This window comes from Metasolibacillus fluoroglycofenilyticus (assembly GCF_003049645.1).
Classification (GTDB): Bacteria; Bacillota; Bacilli; order Bacillales_A; family Planococcaceae; genus Metasolibacillus; species Metasolibacillus fluoroglycofenilyticus.
This window is the reverse complement of the sequence record NZ_PYWK01000008.1, coordinates 30,271-51,883: the sequence shown is the minus strand read 5'-3', so window position 1 is coordinate 51,883 and position 21,613 is coordinate 30,271. Positions and strand designations below refer to the sequence as shown.

Below are 21,613 nucleotides of genomic sequence, written 5' to 3'. Positions count from 1 at the left end.
GATGAGGTAGATAGGTTCGAGGTGGAAGTGTGGCGACACATGGAGCTGACGAATACTAATCGATCGAGGACTTAACCACAATTAAAACTTGTTTCAATGTTCGTTTATCCAGTTTTGAAAGAACAAATTCTTTCAATAGTGAAGTAATGATGGCAAAGAGGTCACACCCGTTCCCATACCGAACACGGAAGTTAAGCTCTTTAGCGCCGATGGTAGTTGGGGGCTTCCCCCTGTGAGAGTAGGACATTGCTTCGCAACAACAGACCACTGATTATTCAGTGGTTTTTTTGTATCAAAAGAAAGCCCCCAACTACCAAAGACCGAAGGTCAGTTCGGCGCGTCATCGGAAGCAAACAATGGTAAACACTTTTAAGCGAACGCTACTTGAAGCAGTGCAGATGAGCAAGGAGTCCGAGGCGCCAAGGAGTGCGGAGCGGAATGTGCATGGCACATGAGCACCGCAAGCGTCGCGGGCAACGAAGGAATCCGCCGCTTAGCTGTACTGCGTTGAAGTGCCGATGGTAGTTGGGGGCATCCCCTGTGAGAGTAGGACATTGCTTTGTAGCAAGATAGTTGTCTAAAAAGAGATTCCATATCACATGTGTAAAAAAACATGAACATGGAATAAAACTCAGAAAACGTGGAATAAACTCAAAAAAACGTGGAATAAACGTCGATAAACATGGAATAACTAGCCCCGTCAGATACATATTGTAAATAAATGTAAATTATCTACTGTCATTTTTTTATTAAGAAAGGCTCGTTGAAAATATGGCAAGAAAAGTTTTAGCATTTTACTTTCATTTAGGGGAACTGCTGCTTTATCAGACCTCTAGTTAGGCAAATCTCTATCATTAACTCCTAAAATGCCGGGAACTGTACGGCTTTTCGAACGTTATTTTTAGCCACTTACTGATAGAACTCGAAAAGTTATTGATAGAAATAACTTTGTTGAATCCTGCCTCTTTTAGTTTATTAGGTATCACCTTCGATTTCTATCAAGTAGACCCTCTTAAAATATGTCAGTACGCGTTTGAGACCCTCCATGAAAGCAAGACATTACTTCACAATTACACACCTCTGATGAATCAGATAAAAAAAAGTTTAACATATGGTTTGTTTGTATTTATAAATAAGCCTACTACATTAAAATCACTTTCTACGGTACTTTTCTAAAGCGTTCACATACAACTAACATATTTGGCGAAAATTTTTTATTATAAGTCTTCAATAATTCGGTAAAAAATTTTTCATGGACATCCCACCAAAACTGATAATCACCCTCACCTTCTGCTAAAGCAAAGTCTACTGTTACCTCATTCATTGGAACAACTTCAACGGATTGAATTTGAATGACTGCTACTGGCTCTTCCTGTCCATTTAGAACGATATAATACTCACCACTTTGAGGTAGAGCCTCATTTTCTAACTCATAAAACATATAACCTGAAGTTGTTGCTGTTTTCTTTCCTTCAACAACTAAATTAGCTAACCAATCAGCTGAAACTCCAAATTGAAATGCATCTTTATATTGAATTTCTTCTTTACCATTTGCTCTGCAAAAATCATGCCAAAATTGTTGAATCTTATTCATATATAATCATCCTCTAATAGTATTCTTTCTAAGTGTATCAATTTTTTATAGTTCAAGAAGTACAGAGCATCTATTTTGAAGATTTGTAAGCAAGAAAAATATAAATAAAATATAAAAGTGTTATGATAGGAATGAACAAAGCTCTTTTCTTTATATTTAAAATTGGATAATCAATAGTCGGAATTATTTTTCTTTTTATAATATCTTGACACCGCAGGAGCACGTTGATAACCTTACAATAATATTCTTTTACCTAGGAGGAATTTTCGAAATGTGGGAAACAAAATTTGCTAAAGAAGGATTAACATTTGATGATGTACTACTAGTCCCAGCTCATTCAGAAGTATTACCAAAAGACGTGGATTTATCAGTACAATTAACACCGAAAATCAAATTAAATATCCCTTTAATAAGCGCTGGTATGGATACAGTAACAGAAGCGAAAATGGCAATTGCAATGGCACGTCAAGGTGGAATTGGTATTATTCATAAAAACATGACGATTGATGAGCAAGCTGAGGAAGTAGAAAAAGTAAAACGCTCTGAAAATGGCGTTATTACAAACCCATTCTTCTTAACACCAGAGCACCAAGTGTTTGATGCTGAGCACTTGATGGGGAAATACCGCATTTCGGGCGTTCCGATTGTAAACAATATGGACGACCAAAAACTAGTAGGTATTATTACAAATCGTGATTTACGTTTTATTTCAGACTACTCATTAAAAATTGATGATGTAATGACGAAGGAAGATTTAATCACAGCACCTGAAGGTACAACATTAGAAGATGCTGAGAAAATTTTACAACAATATAAAATCGAAAAATTACCGATTGTTGACGAGAACGGTAAGTTAACGGGCTTAATTACAATTAAAGATATAGAAAAGGTAATTGAGTTCCCAAATGCGGCAAAAGATGTTCATGGTCGTTTATTAGTAGGGGCAGCAGTTGGTGTTTCAAGTGATACAATGACGCGTATTGCCAAGCTTGTAGAAGCACAAGTTGACATTATTGTTATTGATACAGCACATGGTCATTCACAAGGTGTTTTAAATACCATTAAATCAATCCGTGCTGCTTATCCAGAATTAGAAATTATCGCGGGAAATGTAGCTACAGGGGAAGGTACACGCGCATTATTTGATGCTGGTGCAGATGTAGTAAAAGTAGGTATTGGACCAGGTTCAATTTGTACGACTCGTGTTGTCGCTGGGGTAGGCGTACCACAAATTACAGCTGTATATGATGCTGCTTCAGTAGCACGTGAGTATGGTAAAACGATTATTGCAGATGGTGGTATTAAATATTCTGGTGATATTGTTAAAGCATTAGCGGCTGGTGGAAATGTAGTTATGCTAGGCTCATTATTAGCAGGTACCTCGGAATCACCAGGGGAAACGGAAATTTTCCAAGGACGTCGCTTTAAAGTATATCGTGGAATGGGATCGCTTGGTGCGATGGAAAAAGGTTCGAAAGACCGCTATTTCCAAGAAGATGCGAAAAAATTAGTGCCAGAAGGAATTGAGGGACGACTTCCATACAAAGGACCACTTGCTGATACGATTCACCAATTAATTGGCGGTATTCGTGCAGGTATGGGTTACTGTGGTTCAGCCAATTTACAAGCTTTACGTGAAGAAGCGCAATTTGTTCGTATGACGGGGGCTGGTCTTCGTGAATCACACCCACATAATGTACAAATTACAAAAGAGGCACCAAACTATTCTTATCAATAAATCAATTACACTTTAGTGTAATTGTGTCTAGATTTTATTCGAGCTAATTGATAAAAGTGTCAAGTCCTATGACATCCGTCAATGGTCTATCTCTTTTTGAGCAAGTGTGTTACACCATCTGGGTTAAAGTAAAATAAATCATTCATCTTATCGCCTAAAGATGTGGCGTTTGCTGAATAAAAAATGCAACTAATCCACTCTGTTAACGTCAATACTATTGTTAACAGAGTGTTTTTTATTAATTAAGCTTGAAATAACTATGACATTCGTCGGAGCTTTATCTTGATTTTTCTAATAATTGAACTACATACAATCTATAAAAGGTAATTTTTTGTAGCATCGAGATAAATCCTACATTTATTGACGTTCTATGATAAAATGGCGAAGGAGAAACTATTTAGTGGAGGTAGCTTTGTGAAAAAGGCAAGTATGAAAATGATCAGTTTGCTAATGCTTCCGATTTTATTACTAAGCATGCTAGTAACAGCACCGGTGGCAAATGCAGAAACTGATTTAGGTTTGACAGTAGACGCAGCGATTTTAATTGACGCAGATTCAGGGAAAATTTTGTATGAACAAAATGCAGATACACCATTAGGTATTGCAAGTATGACAAAAATGATGACAGAATATTTATTGCTTGATGCAATAAAAGCGGGAACAATTACTTGGGAACAGGAATATCGTGTAACAGACTATACGTATAAAATGTCTCAAAATCGTGCATTAAGTAATGTACCATTACGAGCAGATGGTGTTTATACAATACGAGAATTGTATGAAGCGATGGCAATTTATTCAGCAAATGCTGCGACAGTTGCGATTGCAGAAACAATTGCAGGGACGGAAACAGAATTTTTAAAGTTAATGAACGCAAAGGCGGAAGAGCTTGGACTTGAGGGATATAAATTTGTTAACTCAACAGGTTTAAACAATATTGATTTATTCGGTATGCATCCATCAGGCACTGGTGCAGAGGATGAAAATGTGATGTCGGCTAAATCGACAGCGAAATTAGCCTATCTTCTACTAAAGCAGCACCCAGAGGTTTTGGAAACATCTAAAATTGCTAAAAAGACTTTCCGAGAAGGGACAAGCGATGCAATTAAGATGGAAAACTGGAACTTCATGTTACCAGAACTTGTTTACTCCTATGAGGGGGTAGATGGCTTAAAAACAGGTACAACAACATTTGCTGGGTATTGCTTCACAGGAACGGCTGAGCGTAATGGAACACGACTTATTGCAGTGGTAATGAAGGCTGTTGATGCAAATGGTGTAGGCTCTTATGAAGCGCGTTTTGATGCAACAGCAAAGCTATTTGATTATGGGTTTGGTCAATTCACAAAACAAGAGTTATTACCTACTAACTATGTATTTGAAGAGCAAAAGTCAGTGAAAGTGACGAAAGGGAAGGAAGATAATGTTGCAATTGCAACGAAAGAGCCTATCTCTGTCATGATTAAAACAAATGAAAAAGATTTATATAAGCCTGTTTTGAATTTATCGAACGAGGAATTAGAGGCTGCAGTTGAGGAAGGTGTCGTAGTGGGACAAGCCTCATTAGAGCGCTCAGAAGGCACAGATTACGGCTTTATTGACGGCAAGCAACTAACAGTAGATATTATAACAACAGCGTCTGTAGAGCGTGCTAGCGGCATCTCATTATTTTTCCAAGGTATCGGCAAATTTTTCAGTAACTTATGGGGAAGTGTAACAGGCTTATTTAGCTAATAATTTAAAATGAAGTTGTCCGAAAGCACATTAGTACGTCGCTTTCAGACAACTTTTTGTGTTTTAGAAGGTTGTAAACAGTCAATTTAGCGGCTTCTCTTTGAATAAGTAAAAAGTGATTTTAATTATAGTAAAGCAACCACAGTTTTTTGGACTATGTGTAGCTCCATATTTTATTGAGATTAAAAACACGGATTTTAAAATCTCCTTTTAACATGTATTAACGGTCTGTAAAAGCTCAATTATTGCTGTTCTACTAAAATGGAGAGGTGCATATACATAATACGTGAAGGAGCGTGAAAAAATGTGTGGAATTGCGGGTATCGTGAGCTTTGCTAAAGTATTAACTGATACGCAGCAAATACAGCAGATGACGGATATTTTAGCGCATAGAGGTCCTGATGCACAGGCTATTTGGACTGAACAGCATGTACAGCTTGGTCATCGCAGATTGGCGGTAATTGATGTGGTAGGCGGGGCGCAGCCAATGACAAGAACTCATCGAGATAAATTTTATACCATTGTGTATAACGGTGAGCTTTATAATACTGAGGAATTGCGTCAGGCGTTAATCACACAAGGCTATACATTTACAACAACATCAGATACGGAAGTTTTACTGTATGCATTTATAGAATGGAAAGAGCACTGTGTAGAGCGTATAAACGGCATTTTTGCCTTTGCTGTATGGGATGATAGCCAGCAATCAATTTATTTATTCCGCGACCGATTAGGTGTAAAGCCTCTATTTTACACACAAAACGCTGAGGGACTATTATTTGCTTCTGAAATAAAGGCCTTATTAGCACATCATACAATCCGTCCAATTGTTACCTATGAAGGATTAACAGCATTGTTAAGCATCGGCCCTTCTAGAAAACCAGGCACAACAGTTTTCAAAAATATTTTTGAATTACCACCTGCACACGCTTTACAATTCAATCAAAATAAGATGACGACTTGGTGTTATTGGGATGTGGAGAGCAAGGAGCATAAAGATTCATTAGAGCAAACGATTGAGCATGTACGAGAATTGACAATCGATGCAATTCAACGTCAATTAGTTAGCGATGTGCCGCTTTGTACATTACTATCTGGAGGGCTTGATTCAAGCATTATTACTGCAATTGCCGCGAACACATTAAAAGAGCATGGTGAAAAGCTTCACACTTATTCAATAGATTATGAAGATAATGCCCAATTTTTTAAAAAAAATGATTTTCAAACGACACGGGATGGTTATTGGATAGACATAATGAGCAAGCAATTTAATACAGTGCATCATGAAATTATTATAGAGCAGGAGCAGCTCGTTGCGTATTTAAAACAGGCACTACGGGGGAAGGATTATCCGAGTATGGTGGATATTGATAGTTCCCTTATATTATTTGGCCAAGAAATTAAGAAAAATTTCACTGTTGCCTTATCGGGTGAATGCGCAGATGAATTATTTGGTGGCTACCCTTGGTTTTATAATGAAACACCATTCTTTCCTTGGATTCGCTCTATCGACGAACGAGCGCAATTACTTCAAGGTAGCTGGCAGCAAAGACTACCATTAAAGGATTATTTACAGCAAGCTTATCAAGATGAAATTACACAGATACCTACAAATGATAAGAGACAGCAGCTCTTTTATTTGAATCGCCAATACTTTATGCAAACCTTATTGGAGCGTAAAGATCGTATGACGATGGCAGCAGGCTTAGAAGTTCGCGTCCCTTTTGCAGACCATCGCCTTGTTGAATATGCTTGGAATATTCCCTGGGAAATGAAAACAATTGGCGGCTTGGAAAAAGGTATATTAAGAAAATCCTTTGAGGGCATTTTACCTAAAGAAGTAGTATATCGGAAAAAGAATCCATATCCTAAAACCTACCACCCTAAATATACAAATGGGGTTCAGAAAATATTGCAGCAGCGACTAGAAAATGAAAATTCAATTTTATACGAGCTGTTCAATCATGAAAAAATCAATGAGCTGATGCAATCGGGAGGTTCATCTTTCCGAGTGCCTTGGTTTGGCCAGCTAATGGCAGGACCACAGCTGCTAGCATTTTTAATTCAGATAGATATGTGGTTTGAGGAATATGCTATTGAGCTGGTGGAGCATTAGTGTTTACTAATGCTCCATGCTTTTATTAAAGTATTGATTGTACTTTAGTACGTAAAATGATAATTATATCACTCTTCAAATTGATGTTTTTTCATTGTAGAAGATTGACTTCACTTTCTAACCAAAAGACAAACACCCAAAATTCACTTGAGCGTTTGTATTGTAACATTAAACTTGATTATTTAGGTGGGAGTATCTAATCAGTAATTAATATTGTGCTTCAGCTACTTTTTTGACACGTTCTAAAAATTCAACAACTATTTTATCTGAAGCAAATAATAAAAATAATTTTCCGAACCATTTTAATGAATTATTCGTTACAGTATACGTGAAAGAAGTTTCTGTTTCATTTATTTTATTTAATTCATAGTAAGCTGTAATTTCAAACATATTAGCGAGTGTAAAGCCTACTTTCAATATTTTTTTATCAAGCTCATTCGTATAGTTAAGTGTCTTTACATCATACTCTTCGATACGTTTTCCTTCTTTATATTTTTGGCGATAAACGCTGCCAACTACTTCCTCCGTTATTTTTATAGGTTTGTTTTCAATTACTTGTGGCATAATCTTTTGCAAATCAGATAAAGAGCCATTAAGTAGTTGCCAAATGCTTTCTATGGGGGCATTTATGTTAATGGTCCTTGTCCATGTTTTCATTAAATCGCCTCTACTTTCAATAATAAAATGATTGATTTTTTGGAGCTGTTTGGTGGAAGTTAATCGAAACCCATCACGTCCTATTACAACGGTTAACTGACGCCTCCCTTCAAAATATGTGACATACTGGAATCTAATTGTACAAGATATTTTTAAAAGATTGCATCTATTAGGACAATCTTTATTTCCTTACATTCATTTTTGTATTAATGTTTGTCAATGCTCCATACTGCCATAAGTGCGTCAAGATGGGGCTCGATTTTATCGATTGGGATGCCGCCGAAACCTAATAGAAATGTTGGGCGCTTGAGCTGTATTGGAGTTAATAAATAATTCGAAATAGGTAATATGGAGATATCATTTTCGATAGCAATTTGTTGTAATTCATGTTCCTGTTTTTCGTGTGGAACTTGTATTAATACGTGCATGCCAGCGACATCTCCTGATACTTTAATTGCTGGATAATGCCTTGTGAATATGGATAATAGCTTATCGTGCTTTTTACGATAAATTTTACGCATGCGATTGAGATGCTTTGAAAAATGCCCATCCTTCATAAAGTGGGCTAAAATATGCTGATCAAAGCGTGGAACAGTCGCAGAATAATAGCCGAATACTTCATTATAACGAGACAGTAAAGTTGGTGGAAGCACAAAATATGCAACACGTAACGAAGGCATCAACGATTTTGTAAATGTACTCATATAAATAACTTTATCATTTTGGTCCAGACTATGAAGTGCAGGGATTGGTTTTCCAATATAACGAAATTCGCTATCATAATCATCTTCAATAATATATCGTGATTCTTTTTGGGCAGCCCATTTTAATAATTGAGCCCGGCGTGCAGCAGATAAAACAGCGCCTGTCGGGAATTGATGTGAGGGCGTAATATATACTAAATTCGCCTCTGTTTTTTCTAGCTGGTCAACGAGCAAGCCATCTGCATCGACATCAACAGGAATCGCCACATGCTCTAAATGATTGCGAGGAATTGCCGAATAGCCGGGGTTTTCTAACGCAATATTTGTATCATCGAATAAGCGTAAAATAAAGGGCATGAGCTGCTCTGTACCAGAGCCAATAACGATTTGCTCTGCTGTGCAATTGATGCCACGCGATTGATATAAATAGCTGGCGATTTGCGTACGCAATTCATACTCCCCTTGGCGGTCGCCAATTTGTAGTAGCTCTTTGGAGTGCAAATCAATAAGCTCTTTTGCATATTTTCTCCAAACAGTGAAAGGAAAGGAATCCTCGTCAATTTTCCCAGGAGAAAAATCAATTTTATATGTCCGTTTTTTTTGAACAGTTGGTGTACTATTAATCGGCTTTTCAATAAAGGGTAGCTCATCAATATCCTCAACAAAATAACCTACGCGTGGCTTTGAGGCGATATAGCCCTCCGCCAAAAGCTGTGCATAGGCTAGCTCAATGGTTGTTTGGCTAATATTTAAAAAATCACTAAGCTTTCTTTTAGAGGGCAATTTTTCACCGACGGCAATTTTCTGCTGAATGATTGCGTCCTTAATGCCCTCATATAACTGCTCATACAATGGCGTGCTCGTATCGCGGTCCAATGAGAATAGCAGCATATCCATTGTTCGTCACTCCTTCAAATATAATATTGAGTGTTTGAAAAGCAAACGAACGCACTGCTTTTCAGACATGATTTTTGATGAAAGGGTAAAGTCTTTTCTTTCAAATATTAAATGAACTTCAGTTGCGTGCTTTTTTTACTATTAGCCCTCAATTGTAATAATAATACCACTTTGATTGTCACCGGATTTAGTATATGTTTTATCCTTTGGAAGTACAGCTTTTGAAAATAGTACACTGTCATAGTACTCAATTGTATAATCTTGACCATTAACAGATGTATGAACGATTTGTTCATCTTTTAAAAATTCAATATACTCTTCAAGTGCTAAATCTTTTTCCTGCATTAGTACACTATGTGGCAAGCCAACATAGCGAATATGCCAAGGCTCATATTTAATTTTTGTAATATGCGTTTTATTTTTCGGGTAACGCATGATGAAGCCATGCTGCCATACATTTTCAGCGAGCCATTGTCCTTCAAATGTATCTTCCATACGACCTTGTGTAGAGCCAATATCTAATGATAAACCTAAATTATGCTCACTATAGCCAGCAGGAAGAGCACTGTCCTTGCCATATTCATCATATAATCTTTTCTGCTCCTCAAAGCTTCTGAAGCCACTGCTTATCATAAAATTGGAGATGCCTTCATGATAGGCCTGCTCCATTAAAGCTTCGAATGGTGCTTTTATATGTTCAGAAATTAAAATATCGTTATATAAAACGACGTAGTAATTGTTGTAATTTGTTTTCGAAGCATTAACAAGATCCTTTGGGATGTATTTCTTTTTAATCGGAAAATCATGATTTACGATTAATAAATCACCCTGATATACTTGTTCTTGGGCTGATGTATGTCCATCAATATTTGATTTTTGATTATTGAAAGTAAACCATGCGCCGATACTAAAAATAAGTAAAATAACAATAATTTTTTTCATTTTTTCTCCTCCCTGCTATTACTTTCATAATAAAGAGGAGAGCTTAAATAATTTGTACGGAAATACTTAAATCTTTCTTAAATTAATAATAAAGCATGTTTCCTTCAATGAGCTTGTAGCAGAAATTGTGCCTTCGTGCTGCTCAACAATATTTTTAGCGATAAATAAGCCTAATCCAGTACTGTTATGTTCAGAAGAACGCGATTTATCAGCTGTATAGAACATATCAAATAGATAGGGTAAATCTTTCTCGGGAATCATACTTCCGTAATTACAAATTCGTATTTCAAGCGAATCGTCTACAGTCTTAGCTGTAATATCAATATATTGACCATCTACACCATAGCGACATGCATTGGTAATTAGATTTTCAAAGACACGTGCTAATAGCTCTCCATCTGCGTAAACCATTAAATTATCTTCAATTTCGGTGCGAGTAATCAAATTCGCTTGCTCAACAATCGGATACATTTCCTCAGCAAGTTGTAATAAAAGATGTCCGATATCGAATGCAGTTTGCTTTAGTGGAAGCATGCCGTAGTTTAATCGAGTCACTTCAAATAATGTATCGATTAAACCTTCTAATCGACCTGCTTTCGTATAGGCAATCGTTAAAAAATGCTTTTTTTGCTCCTCTGTTAAATTTTCATCATGTAAAATTAAATATAAATAACCGAGTACAGAGGTAAGAGGTGTGCGTAAATCATGTGCTAAATTTACGATTAATTCATTTTTACTTGATTCTGAAAAATCACCTCGTTCAATTGCCTCTTGTAGCATTTTGGCAGCTATATTTATATGCTCAGCTACCTCGCCAAATTCATTGCGACTTTGGATATGAATTTTTTGAGAAAAATCACCGTCTGCGAGATGGCGAATGCCAGTAGAAATCGTTTGAAAATAGCCCGTATATTTTTTAGTTAACAGCATAAAAATGAGAAACGATAAGAGGGCAAATACAACTAAAAAGGCATTAGTATCACCAAAGGCTCGCAAATTTTGGCGTAAATCAGCTAAGCTGGTGTCAGCATAAACATTTTGCTTGTAATACCAGCGCAATATCGAGAAAATCACGCCTGTAATAGCCCCTGAAAAAGCCATACTAACGGCAAATAAAAAAGCCATTTGAACACGGAAATTGTGAAATCGCTTAATCATTAAATGTATAACCTACTCCCCACACAGTTTTGATAAACTGATTTTTTTTATTCTCTTTTAATTTTTTGCGCAAATTACGGATATGTACCATCACTGTATTGGCACCTTCAAAATACGCCTCATTCCATACTTCCTCAAAAATATTTTCTGTGCTAAATATTTTTTTAGGGTGGCTGGCAAGTAAATATAAAATATCGAATTCCTTACGGGTTAAATCAAGCACCTCATCATACAGCTTGACCTCACGCTTCTCTGGCAAAATGATTAATCCACCATATTGCAGTATCGGTGCTGTAGTAGAAAAGGCTGTATTTAATGTTTTAAAGCGTCGAAGCTGTGCATTGACACGAGCTGCTAATTCAATTGGCGTAAATGGTTTTGTTATATAATCATCAGCGCCGAGTGCAAGTCCATGAACCTTATCAAAATCGGAAGTTTTGGCGCTAACAAATATGATGGGCATATTGAAATTTTTGCGAATTTGTGTAGCTAATGTATAGCCGTCCATATTAGGCATCATAATGTCTAATATAATAAGGTCAATTATTTGATTTTGTAATATAGACAATACTTTTGTGCTATCGTAGCATGTAATGACATCATAAAATTCCTTTTCTAAATGTAAGGAAATTAAGTCAGCAATCTCTTTTTCATCATCAACAACAATAATTTTTGCTTGTTGCATAGGCAAATCACCTCACCGTCATTATACGTAAAAATAAGTAGCAATGCTTGTTACGAGTTGCGAAAAAAAATAACCTATAGTACAATGAATGCAAATTATAAGATAATGCGATGATAGGAAGTAGTAACAAGCACGTTTTTTTATAGAGAGTTAGCGGTTGGTGCAAGCTAATAAAAACACTTGTGAATCCGTCCTTGAGTTGTCTTGCTGAAAATGATAGTAGGCAAAGACCGGTGACTAAAGCCGTTATGAACGAAGTGGAATAAGCAGTATTTGTTTATTCAATTAGGGTGGCAACGCGGGTAGCTCTCGTCCCTTTTTAGGGGATGGGGGCTTTTTTGTCGTTTCAGCGAATTAGTGTACTAAAGAATGGAGGAAGAAATATGTTAGATATTAAACGTATTCGGGAAAATTATGAAGAAGTAAAAAAAGTGTTGCTTACACGCAATGAGGATTTAGGAACTTTTGACCAATTTGAAGCATTGGATGCAGAGCGTCGTGATTTAATTGCCAAAACAGAGGTATTAAAGGCAGAGCGTAATAAAGTATCTGAGCAAATTTCAATGATGAAGCGTAATAAAGAAAACGCAGACGATGTCATTGCACGTATGCGTGAGGTAGGGGAAGAAATCAAAACGCTTGATGAAACATTACGTGCAGTAGAAGAAAAATTTGAAGATATGATGATGCGTTTGCCAAACATTCCACATCCATCTGTGCCTGTGGGTGAAACAGAGGATGACAATGTGGAAGTGTATACATGGGGCGAAAAGACAGCGTTCGATTTTGAACCAAAGCCACATTGGGATGTAGCGACAGACTTACGTGTTGTTGATTTCGAGCGCGCGGGTAAAGTAACAGGCAGCCGCTTCTTATTTTACCGCGGTTTAGGCGCACGTTTAGAGCGTGCATTAATGAGCTTTATGATGGATTTACATGCCGAAGAGCATGGCTATGAGGAAATGATGCCTCCAGTTATTATTAATCGTGATGCGTTAACAGGTACAGGGCAATTACCAAAATTCGCAGAGGATGTCTTTAAGCTAGAGGAGTTAGATTATTTCTTAGCACCAACCGCAGAAGTACCTGTAACAAACTTCTATCGCGATGAAATTTTAGATGGAGAAATGCTACCAAAAGGCTTTGCAGCATATAGTGCTTGCTTCCGTTCTGAGGCAGGTTCAGCTGGTCGCGATACGCGCGGGCTTATTCGTCAGCACCAATTCAACAAAGTAGAGCTTGTGCGTTTTGTAAAACCAGAGGAATCTTACGAGCAATTGGAACTATTAACAGGTCATGCTGAAAAGGTATTGCAATTATTAGAGCTACCATATCGCAAACTATTAATGAACACATCTGACTTAGGCTTTACAGCAGCAAAAAAATATGACTTAGAAGTATGGTTCCCAACGCAAGATATGTATCGTGAAATTTCTTCTATTTCAAATTTTGAAGATTTCCAAGCGCGTCGTGCCAACATCCGTTTCCGTCGTGAGCAAGGAGCAAAGCCAGAATACGTGCATACATTAAATGGTTCAGGCTTAGCGATTGGACGTACAGTCGCTGCAATTTTAGAAAACTATCAGCAAGCGGACGGCAGCGTAAAAGTTCCTGAAGTGCTAGTACCTTATATGGGGGGGAAAGCAGTAATTGCAGTGCCAGAAAAATAATATCAAAAAGGCTATAAAATCAGTATTTATAACTGTAGATTTGAAAAAGCCCGATAGTAATGTTACACAATACATTACATTAGATAACTAAAGAGGTTATTTTTACGGTATCATGCTGGTGACAATAAAATAGAAGAAGTAATGCTACTTACACTTTGCTGCGGGGGTATTTATGAAAACTCACTATTATTTAGGCTGGTTTAATAATTTTTTTCCAGAGAATTTAAGCAAGGTGTTACAGGAGGATATTACTGACAGAAAATCGCTTGCTATGATTAGCTCCAATCCATTGTTTTATGAAGATGACGGTGCGATTGAACGCACGTGGCTTGAGCAGGCAGGCATTATATTTGATGAATACCATATAATTAATTATCGCGTACAGAAGGAAGATGCCCAAACCTTAATTCAAAATGCTTCAGTCATTTTCTTGTTAGGTGGAAATACTCTTAAACAAAATGAGTTTTTGATGGAATATGAATTGTCAGGCTTGATTAAAGAAAGCAGAGCCGTTGTAATGGGAGCAAGCGCTGGTGCAATCAATATGTCCGCTAAATGGTTATGCTCGAAAAACTTTGGTTATAAAGTTGAAATAAGCTCTGTTTACGATGGAATTGGCCTTAGCAATTTTTCCGTCCTGTCTCATTTTGACCTTGAAAATAATATTGCGCTTGTTCAAGATGAGCTATCTCCCTTATCGAAAGAAATGAATGTTTATGCTTCGAACAAAGATTGCGCTGTACGTGTAAAGGGAGACAAAATCGATATTTTAGGCAATGTCTATTTAATTTCCCACTCACAGATTCAGAAATTGGGTGAGACGCTTTAGTCATTATGAGCTAACTAAAAATATTTAGAGCGCGTTTTGGTAAATCCTTTTTTCTAAAACACGCTCTTTTCTTTGATATTCATTATCTATTTCATCAAACTTATCCCACATTAACGAGCAGTAAGAAGCCCACTTCAAAACTTAAGTGAAAATACACTAAGGATAAATGGGAAATCAACTGACCGTAAAAGCCCACTGATTGTAGTTCCGCTCTATTTGCAATCTTTCAAAAATTGTACACCTCTTTCAAACTTTAATAAGAAAAAAGTGTCTGAAAAGCAGTGCGTGGGCACGTTTTCAGACACTTATTTATTGTATTAACTAATGCGAACACGATTTTTCACTTGGAAATTATGTTCTTTTTGTACTAAGTAAATAATTCCTTCGATGAAGCCGATAAAGCCTGGAATATAAGTCCAACAGAAGATTAAATAAAGAAATCCCATTCCAGGACGCCCTAAATAAAACTTATGGATACCTAGTGAGCCAAATAAGATAGCGAGTACAGCAGCAAGCAGTTTTGATTTAATTGGCCATGAAGGGTCTATACCAGGAGCAAGACTAGTATTTACAGGTGCTTGGTAAGCCTGCTGTTGAAAAGCAGGTTGAGCTTGTGCTGTTGTTTGAGGGAGAAGGTCTAATTTCCCACCACAATATTTGCAATGTGCTGTATTTTCTTCAACAGGTGCACCACATTGAGAACATTTTAAATTACTCATTTATAGAAACCTCCTAAAATTACACGATTATAATGTAAAAGTTATGTTATTGCTTTATTACGAATAAGTTAGTTTGCTTTTTCGCCGCAATTATGACAGAAGCGGGCATCGAAATCGAGTATTGTCCCACAGGAACAAGTAGATTTTTTAAAGCTCTTACCACAGTTGCCACAAAAGTTTGCATTTTCATTATTTTCAAAGTTACATGAAGGGCAAGCAAATACCTTTTTCTCCATATTAGCTCCGCATGAATTACAAAATTTGCTATTCGGCTTAACCTTTTCATTACATGAAGGGCAAACGGAATGCTTGTCTATGCTTTTTAACGGTGGAAGTTGTTGCTGCATGCTCGTAATAATTTCAGAGGCTGTATTTAAGCCAAAATTACTTAATAGCACCGAGCTTGTCACGTTATTTTGATTATTTGCCGCACCTTCATAAACATCAAAGCTTCGCTGTGTTGTATAGCGGTCATCGCCCATAATCTCAAATTTAGCGCGAGCTGTTAAAATTTTATTAATCTCCTCAAAGTCTTCATCTGGGAAATTAATTGATTTTATATGGAAGCTTAAAAGTGAGAAGCCATACCCCTCAAATTTTTCTTTTACGATTTCTTCCATTGATTGAGAAAGGTTTGCTAATTCTGTTGAGATTTCTAAGGCAGAAATTTTTTCACGAATAATCTTATTTGCTAGCTCTGTTTTTATATGTGTAATTAATAAGCCTCGGAAATATTCTTGTACTTTTTCATATTGCACAATCTCATCTGAAGTCATGCTGCCAATAAGCTCTGAGAAAAATAGCATATAATTATCGATACGAAGAGCCATTTGACCAAATGCACGAATTCGTAATTTAACAAAATATTTAGGGTCAATCAATTGGATTGGATTAGATGTTCCCCAATATAAATCAAGCTTGCTAGCTAAGTTAATATAATAAATTTCAGCTGTAAATGGTGTTTTTCCACCATATGCAAAATTCACAATAGAGCCGATGATTGGTAAATTATTTGTGGAAAGTACATATGAACCAGAAGGAAAAGCGTCACATACTTGTCCTCCCTTTACAAATAATGCTACTTGTCCTTCATTTACAATTAAAGTACTACCCAGTTTTATATTTTCCGTTGGGTATTTGTAAATAACCCAATCTCTTGAGCGCAGTCCATCAAATTTAATACGATCAAATAATGCCATAATGATTCATCCTTTCAATTATTTCAAATATTGTAAAAGGCGTATATTCTATTTATTATTGTCCTTCGGAATGAAATATGTGTCAACTGCTATTTCATTTAAGTATAGATATTTTCCAATACTTTACTGACTTAGTACTATGATAAAAACAAATGATTAGTGGAAATTCACCAAGTAATATTTTACTAGAATATATAGGTACTATTGTTTTGGTAAATTTATTAGAATGTGATTATTATGGCTTGTAGATGTATAATAAACTATTACAAAAGGCTGGTAAATAGCTAGGTTATCAGTCCTTATTAAGAAAATAAAAGCAAGATGGCGGAAGAAAGTATGATTGCATTACAAATATTCGGAGTGAAATAATAGGGTAGTTAGATTCCCTGTACATTGTAAATGAAAACGAACTTATAAAAGCTTTAATAACTTTGATGTTTTATCTTTAAAGTTGATGGGAAAACGGTATTAATGAATAAATTAATTGCGTGAACGAGAGAAAATATAATAGACAGAAAATAAAAAATATTTCAAAAAGGTATTGCAAATTTAATTATCGGTATGCTAAAGTATGGATAAGAATTTTATGAATTCGAATTCAAAAAAGAAAGGGGATATTTTTTGAGCCAGAGACCAAATGCATATGACGTAGCTAAACTTGCAGGTGTGTCTCAAACAACTGTTTCGAGAGTGCTTAATGATTTTCCTTATGTTCGACCTGCGACTAGAATGAAAGTATTAAATGCGATTGAAGAGTTAGGTTTTAAGCCTGATGAGATTGCTAGGAGTTTAGTGAAGAAAAAAACGAATACAATTGGCTTGATTGTTGGGAATTTAGCGAATCCATTCTATGCTGAAACGGCGCAGGTGATTCTAAATGAAGCCAGTAAATTGAATTATGATGTAATTATGATGGATGGGGATTCCAAAAACGAATCGCTTTCAGAGGTACTAAGTAAATTATTAAATCGTAGGGTAGATGGTGTCATTGTTGCAACTGTGAAGCGACGAGAAGAACTAACAGTCAATATAGTTGATAGTACAATCCCAATTCTGTTTTTTAATAGGTCTATGGATAACTTAGAGCAAGCGAATTATGTAATAGTTGATGATTTAAAAGGTTCGAAAATAGCAATGCAATATTTGATTGAAAATGGACATAAAAACATTGCTTATATAACTATAACTGGTTATCAAGAGTACTCAACATTTAATGATCGATTTTTAGGGTACAAACAAGCATTACAAGATAATGGTATTGCTTATAATGAAGAATTAGTTTTTGAAGCGAATAATCATAATAGTGCATTAGACTTTTCCATGAATTTATTACAGACAAATCCAAATGTGACAGCTATCTTTGCTTCGACAGATAGCATCGCATTAGAAGTATTGGAAGCGATTTCTCGTTGTAATAAAAAAGTACCTGAAGAAATTTCTATAATGGGGTTTGATGATATCAACATAGCTGGGAATCCATATGTAAAATTAACAACAATTTCTCAACGAAAAGAAGAAATGAGTAAATTAGCACTTACTAATTTGTTGGCATTAATAAGTGGAGAATCGAGTTCCCCTGTTCAAATTGTATTAGAGCCAAAACTTATTGTACGTGGAACAACTAAAAGTACAAAAGGATAATAGAGGATGTTAAATAAATTATTTGATATTAACGATAAAGTTGTCATTGTCACTGGAGCAAGTGAAGGAATTGGAAAAGAAATAGCATTATTTTTATCAGAGCAAGGGGCTCATGTTGTGTTGATTGCACGCAATGAAGCCAAATTGAAATTAGTGGAAGATGAAATAAACAAGAAAAATGGAAAGGTAACAATAAAGCCTTTCGATTTAGAAAATGTTCATCAAATTGAAGGTTTAGTTTCTGATATTTATTCAGAATGTAAAAGAATTGATGTTTTAATCAACAACGCAGGTATTAATATTCCAGAGGCTATTGAAGATGTAACAGTAGAAAATTGGGAAAAGATTATGAGGCTGAATGTAACGAGCGTTGCCTTCCTATGTAAAACTGTAGGAAAATACATGAAGCTGAATAACTATGGGAAAATTATTAACATGTCTTCTCAAATGGGGTTTGTTGGATACTATAAACGTAGTGCATATTCTGCAAGTAAAGGAGCTCTAAACCAATTAACAAAAGCCCTAGCCATTGAATGGGCAGAATATAAAATTAATGTTAATGGTATTGCTCCTACTTTTATTGCAACAAACTTTACGGAAAAGATGTTCCAAGAACCTACCTTTAAGCAAAATGTTTTAGACAGAATACCTTTAGGAAGATTAGCAACAAGTGAAGATATTTTGGGGGCAGTTTTATTATTAAGTACAAAGAGTTCGGATATGATAACAGGTCACACATTATTAGTGGATGGTGGCTGGACAGTTTGGTAAATTTTGAATTCGAATTCAAAGGGAGATTTTAACAATGAATAATGGATTTTCTGTAGAAGTGAAAGATTTCAAAAGCCCGAAATGTATTAGATTCGGTTATGATTCACTTCAATCTGTGAAAGGTTTGTTAAATGAATTAAATGTTAGCAAAGTCTTAATTATTAGTGATAAAGGGATTGAAAAAACAGGTCTTGTTAGCCAGCTTGTATCATTGATTGCTGATGAATCTCTACAAATCACAACATTTACTGATATTGTAGGTGAGCCAACATTCGAATTAGTGAATGCAGTATACGATAGCATAAAAAATAAAGGCATTGAAGCGGTTATCGGAATTGGTGGTGGTAGCTCTTTAGATGTAGCGAAAATTACTGCTGCACTAGCTGATAAGGAAGATATTCAACCTTATTTAAGCAGTGAAAAAATAATCGAAGCAAGAGCTGTCAAATCCATTTTAATTCCTACAACTTCAGGAACAGGTTCAGAAGTAACAATGAATGCAATTTTTGGTGATGAGGTACAACAAGTTAAACGCGGTATTATTAGTGATGTTTTACTTCCAGACATTGCAATTATTGATCCCAATTTAACGCTTACTTGCCCGCCAAGAGTCACAGCAGCTTCTGGCGTAGATGCATTTACACATGCAATCGAATCATACTTAGCGAAAAGAGCAACTATGTTAACAAAAATATATGCCGAAAAAGCAATGGCATTGTTCCCTAAAAACATTAAGAAGGCTGTACATGACGGGGAAAATAAAATTGCTCGAGAAAATATGAGCTGGGTTAGTTTATTAGGTGGCGTTTCCTTAGCAAATGCAGGTGTAGGAGCAATTCATGCCTTAGCTTATCCATTAGGGGGCTATTACCATATCGAGCATGGTGTGGCCAATGCTTTACTACTGCCCTATGTATTTAAAATGATAGGGAAAGCCAACACAGAAGAATTATTAGAAGTGATGAAGATTATGGATTTATACGAGAAAGACATCAATTCTAGCAATGTTGTTGAGCATTTTGTAGCATATTTATTTAAGTTACTTGAAGACTTAAATTTGCCATCTACATTAAAAGAATTGAATGTTAAATTTGAAGATTTAGAGATGATGGCGACAGCTGCAAGTCAAATTCACCGTTTATTAGATAATACACCATATAAATTAACTGAAGATTCCATTAAAAAGATTTATGAGGATGCCTACTACGGCAATATCAAATAACTAAGGAGAGATTATTTATGACAGTTCAACCAAAATTCAAAACAAATTATTCAAATGAAGAAATGGAAAACAATTTCGTTATCCGTTTTGATGAGCTTAAGAAAGATGGTATTCCTTTAATGTTCATTGATAGCATTTTACCAGGGCATAATCGTATAAATTACGCGCTAATCGGAGATACAGCGAGTGAAAATGATAAATTCTCCCCAAAAATTACATCTCCACATGGCTTCCAAATCGGTATGGTAAAAGCACCAAAAGGAAATGGACCAGCCTACCATACACATGATTATATTGAAGCGTTTTTACCTCTAACAGGTCAGTGGCGCTTCTATTGGGGAAATAGCGAAGATGAAATTCAAGGCGAAACAATAATTGGTCCATGGGATTTAATTTCTTTACCACCAGGCTTATGGCGAGGCTTTGAAAATATTAGTGAGGAAGAATCTTGGATTTTTGCTGTATTAGAGCAGCATGAAGTATTTGAAGGAAAAGATCCATACTGGCCTAAAGAATTAATTAAAAAGGCAGAAGAGTATGGCTTTAAAGCAGATCAATTTGGAAAAATGATTAAACCAGATAATTTTGAAGAGCTAGAAAAGAAAATAGCTAAGAATTTAAAAATGGGAGAAAAATAATGTCACTTCCTATCGTATATTTGTCTGGTACGCTTTGTACAGAAAAATTATGGTCCGAAATGACTGAATATTTAGGTTATTCAGGGGAAACTATAATTTTTAATTTGAATGAAAAAAATACGATTAAAGATATGGCACAAGATGTTTTACAGCATATAGAAGGACCATTTATATTGGCAGGTCTCTCTTTAGGAGGAATTGTAGCACTTCAAGTAGCTGCAATTGCTCCAAAGAGAGTGGAAAAACTGATTTTATTTAATACCAATCCTTTTCCACCAACGGAAAATCAATTTAAAAGCTGGGCTAATAATCGACATTTTATTGAAACACAAGGCTTTGAAAATTTTGTAACAGAGTGCTGGGCACCTGCACTGGCTCCAACTAATTCTTCTTTATTTTCTGCTGTTCAAGATATGGCGTTAGAAGTTGGACAACAAGTTTATTTGCAACAATTGGATGCTGTACAAACGAGGCAAAATCAAACTACTATTCTAAGCTCTATCTCTTGCAATACATTAGTTGTTGTAGGCGAAGAAGATCAAGTTTGCCCAGTTGCCATGTCGCGTTATCTGTCTGAGAAAATTGCTAATGCAAAGCTAGTCATTCTACCTGAAACAGGACATTTATCAACCTTAGAACAGCCCAAAAAAATCGCAAATATCGTAAAAGATTGGTTAGCAAATTCTTAAAAGTTCAGGA

General features: G+C 35.9%; 18 protein-coding genes, 1 rRNA gene and 1 other annotated feature. Of the genes, 11 read left to right on the top strand and 8 right to left on the bottom strand.

Going from position 1 to position 21,613, the window contains the following annotated elements; all coding sequences use genetic code 11:
• Window positions 1–139 precede the first annotated feature (139 nt).
• Window positions 140–255 (top strand): 5S ribosomal RNA (rrf, locus tag C9J36_RS16435).
• Window positions 256–1,159: 904 nt separating this feature from the next.
• Here rrf and C9J36_RS16430 read toward each other — a convergent pair.
• Window positions 1,160–1,594 (bottom strand): ASCH domain-containing protein, encoded by a 435-nt coding sequence (locus C9J36_RS16430; RefSeq protein WP_107943790.1) that lies wholly within the window; start codon window positions 1,592–1,594, stop codon window positions 1,160–1,162.
• 271 nt (window positions 1,595–1,865) lie between these two features.
• On the opposite strand from C9J36_RS16430, the gene guaB reads away from it, so the two are divergent.
• From guaB to asnB, 3 genes are all read left to right on the top strand, one after another.
• Window positions 1,866–3,332, top strand: a complete 1,467-nt coding sequence (gene guaB / locus C9J36_RS16425) for an IMP dehydrogenase (protein WP_066165874.1) — start codon at window positions 1,866–1,868, stop codon at window positions 3,330–3,332.
• 414 nt (window positions 3,333–3,746) lie between these two features.
• On the top strand, window positions 3,747–5,066 hold the full coding sequence (locus tag C9J36_RS16420) for a serine hydrolase (protein ID WP_107943789.1): 1,320 nt from the start codon (window positions 3,747–3,749) through the stop codon (window positions 5,064–5,066).
• Between the two features lie 304 nt (window positions 5,067–5,370).
• Window positions 5,371–7,182, top strand: a complete 1,812-nt coding sequence (gene asnB / locus C9J36_RS16415; protein ID WP_107943788.1) for an asparagine synthase (glutamine-hydrolyzing) — start codon at window positions 5,371–5,373, stop codon at window positions 7,180–7,182.
• A gap of 207 nt (window positions 7,183–7,389) precedes the next feature.
• Here the strand turns inward: asnB and C9J36_RS16410 are convergent, their stop codons facing one another.
• From C9J36_RS16410 to C9J36_RS16390, 5 genes are all read right to left on the bottom strand, one after another.
• The gene (locus C9J36_RS16410; protein ID WP_066165884.1) at window positions 7,390–7,839 is read right to left on the bottom strand and encodes an SRPBCC family protein; all 450 of its coding nucleotides are present in this window, start codon (window positions 7,837–7,839) and stop codon (window positions 7,390–7,392) included.
• Between the two features lie 206 nt (window positions 7,840–8,045).
• On the bottom strand, window positions 8,046–9,440 hold the full coding sequence (pdxR, locus tag C9J36_RS16405; protein ID WP_201261978.1) for a MocR-like pyridoxine biosynthesis transcription factor PdxR: 1,395 nt from the start codon (window positions 9,438–9,440) through the stop codon (window positions 8,046–8,048).
• A gap of 141 nt (window positions 9,441–9,581) precedes the next feature.
• Complete coding sequence (locus C9J36_RS16400) at window positions 9,582–10,382, bottom strand: M15 family metallopeptidase (protein WP_107943787.1); 801 nt, start codon at window positions 10,380–10,382, stop codon at window positions 9,582–9,584.
• 66 nt (window positions 10,383–10,448) lie between these two features.
• Complete coding sequence (locus C9J36_RS16395; RefSeq protein ID WP_066165889.1) at window positions 10,449–11,540, bottom strand: sensor histidine kinase; 1,092 nt, start codon at window positions 11,538–11,540, stop codon at window positions 10,449–10,451.
• A complete protein-coding gene (locus C9J36_RS16390) occupies window positions 11,533–12,225 on the bottom strand; it encodes a response regulator transcription factor (protein ID WP_107943786.1) in 693 nt (230 codons plus the stop codon). Before C9J36_RS16390 ends, C9J36_RS16395 begins: the two co-directional genes overlap by 8 nt.
• A gap of 101 nt (window positions 12,226–12,326) precedes the next feature.
• Window positions 12,327–12,545, top strand: a binding site (T-box leader).
• Window positions 12,546–12,608: 63 nt separating this feature from the next.
• Here C9J36_RS16390 and serS point away from each other — a divergent pair.
• Both serS and C9J36_RS16380 read left to right on the top strand, forming a co-directional pair.
• Window positions 12,609–13,895: a serine--tRNA ligase gene (gene serS, locus C9J36_RS16385; protein ID WP_107943785.1), complete on the top strand. Its 1,287-nt coding sequence runs from the start codon at window positions 12,609–12,611 to the stop codon at window positions 13,893–13,895.
• A 172-nt stretch (window positions 13,896–14,067) separates the two neighbouring features.
• Entirely contained in the window at window positions 14,068–14,724 is a 657-nt protein-coding gene (locus C9J36_RS16380; RefSeq protein WP_066165897.1) for a Type 1 glutamine amidotransferase-like domain-containing protein, read from the top strand.
• A gap of 317 nt (window positions 14,725–15,041) precedes the next feature.
• On the opposite strand, the gene C9J36_RS17560 is transcribed toward C9J36_RS16380, so the two are convergent.
• Both C9J36_RS17560 and C9J36_RS16370 read right to left on the bottom strand, forming a co-directional pair.
• Window positions 15,042–15,254 (bottom strand): TM2 domain-containing protein, encoded by a 213-nt coding sequence (locus C9J36_RS17560; protein ID WP_235616103.1) that lies wholly within the window; start codon window positions 15,252–15,254, stop codon window positions 15,042–15,044.
• Window positions 15,255–15,511: 257 nt separating this feature from the next.
• Complete coding sequence (locus C9J36_RS16370) at window positions 15,512–16,642, bottom strand: SPFH domain-containing protein (protein WP_066165903.1); 1,131 nt, start codon at window positions 16,640–16,642, stop codon at window positions 15,512–15,514.
• 621 nt (window positions 16,643–17,263) lie between these two features.
• Between C9J36_RS16370 and C9J36_RS16365 the strand changes: the two genes are divergently transcribed.
• From C9J36_RS16365 to C9J36_RS16345, 5 genes are read left to right on the top strand one after another with little or no spacing between them, the layout of a single operon-like run.
• On the top strand, window positions 17,264–18,283 hold the full coding sequence (locus C9J36_RS16365; protein ID WP_107943783.1) for a LacI family DNA-binding transcriptional regulator: 1,020 nt from the start codon (window positions 17,264–17,266) through the stop codon (window positions 18,281–18,283).
• A 6-nt stretch (window positions 18,284–18,289) separates the two neighbouring features.
• A complete protein-coding gene (locus C9J36_RS16360) occupies window positions 18,290–19,054 on the top strand; it encodes an SDR family NAD(P)-dependent oxidoreductase (protein WP_066165911.1) in 765 nt (254 codons plus the stop codon).
• Window positions 19,055–19,088: 34 nt separating this feature from the next.
• Entirely contained in the window at window positions 19,089–20,276 is a 1,188-nt protein-coding gene (locus C9J36_RS16355) for an iron-containing alcohol dehydrogenase (protein WP_107943782.1), read from the top strand.
• A 17-nt stretch (window positions 20,277–20,293) separates the two neighbouring features.
• A complete protein-coding gene (locus C9J36_RS16350) occupies window positions 20,294–20,914 on the top strand; it encodes a cupin domain-containing protein (RefSeq protein ID WP_107943781.1) in 621 nt (206 codons plus the stop codon).
• Window positions 20,914–21,603 carry an alpha/beta fold hydrolase gene (locus C9J36_RS16345; protein WP_107943780.1) on the top strand — a complete coding sequence of 230 codons (690 nt, stop codon included), beginning with the start codon at window positions 20,914–20,916 and terminating at the stop codon, window positions 21,601–21,603. Before C9J36_RS16350 ends, C9J36_RS16345 begins: the two co-directional genes overlap by 1 nt.
• Window positions 21,604–21,613: the final 10 nt, after the last annotated feature.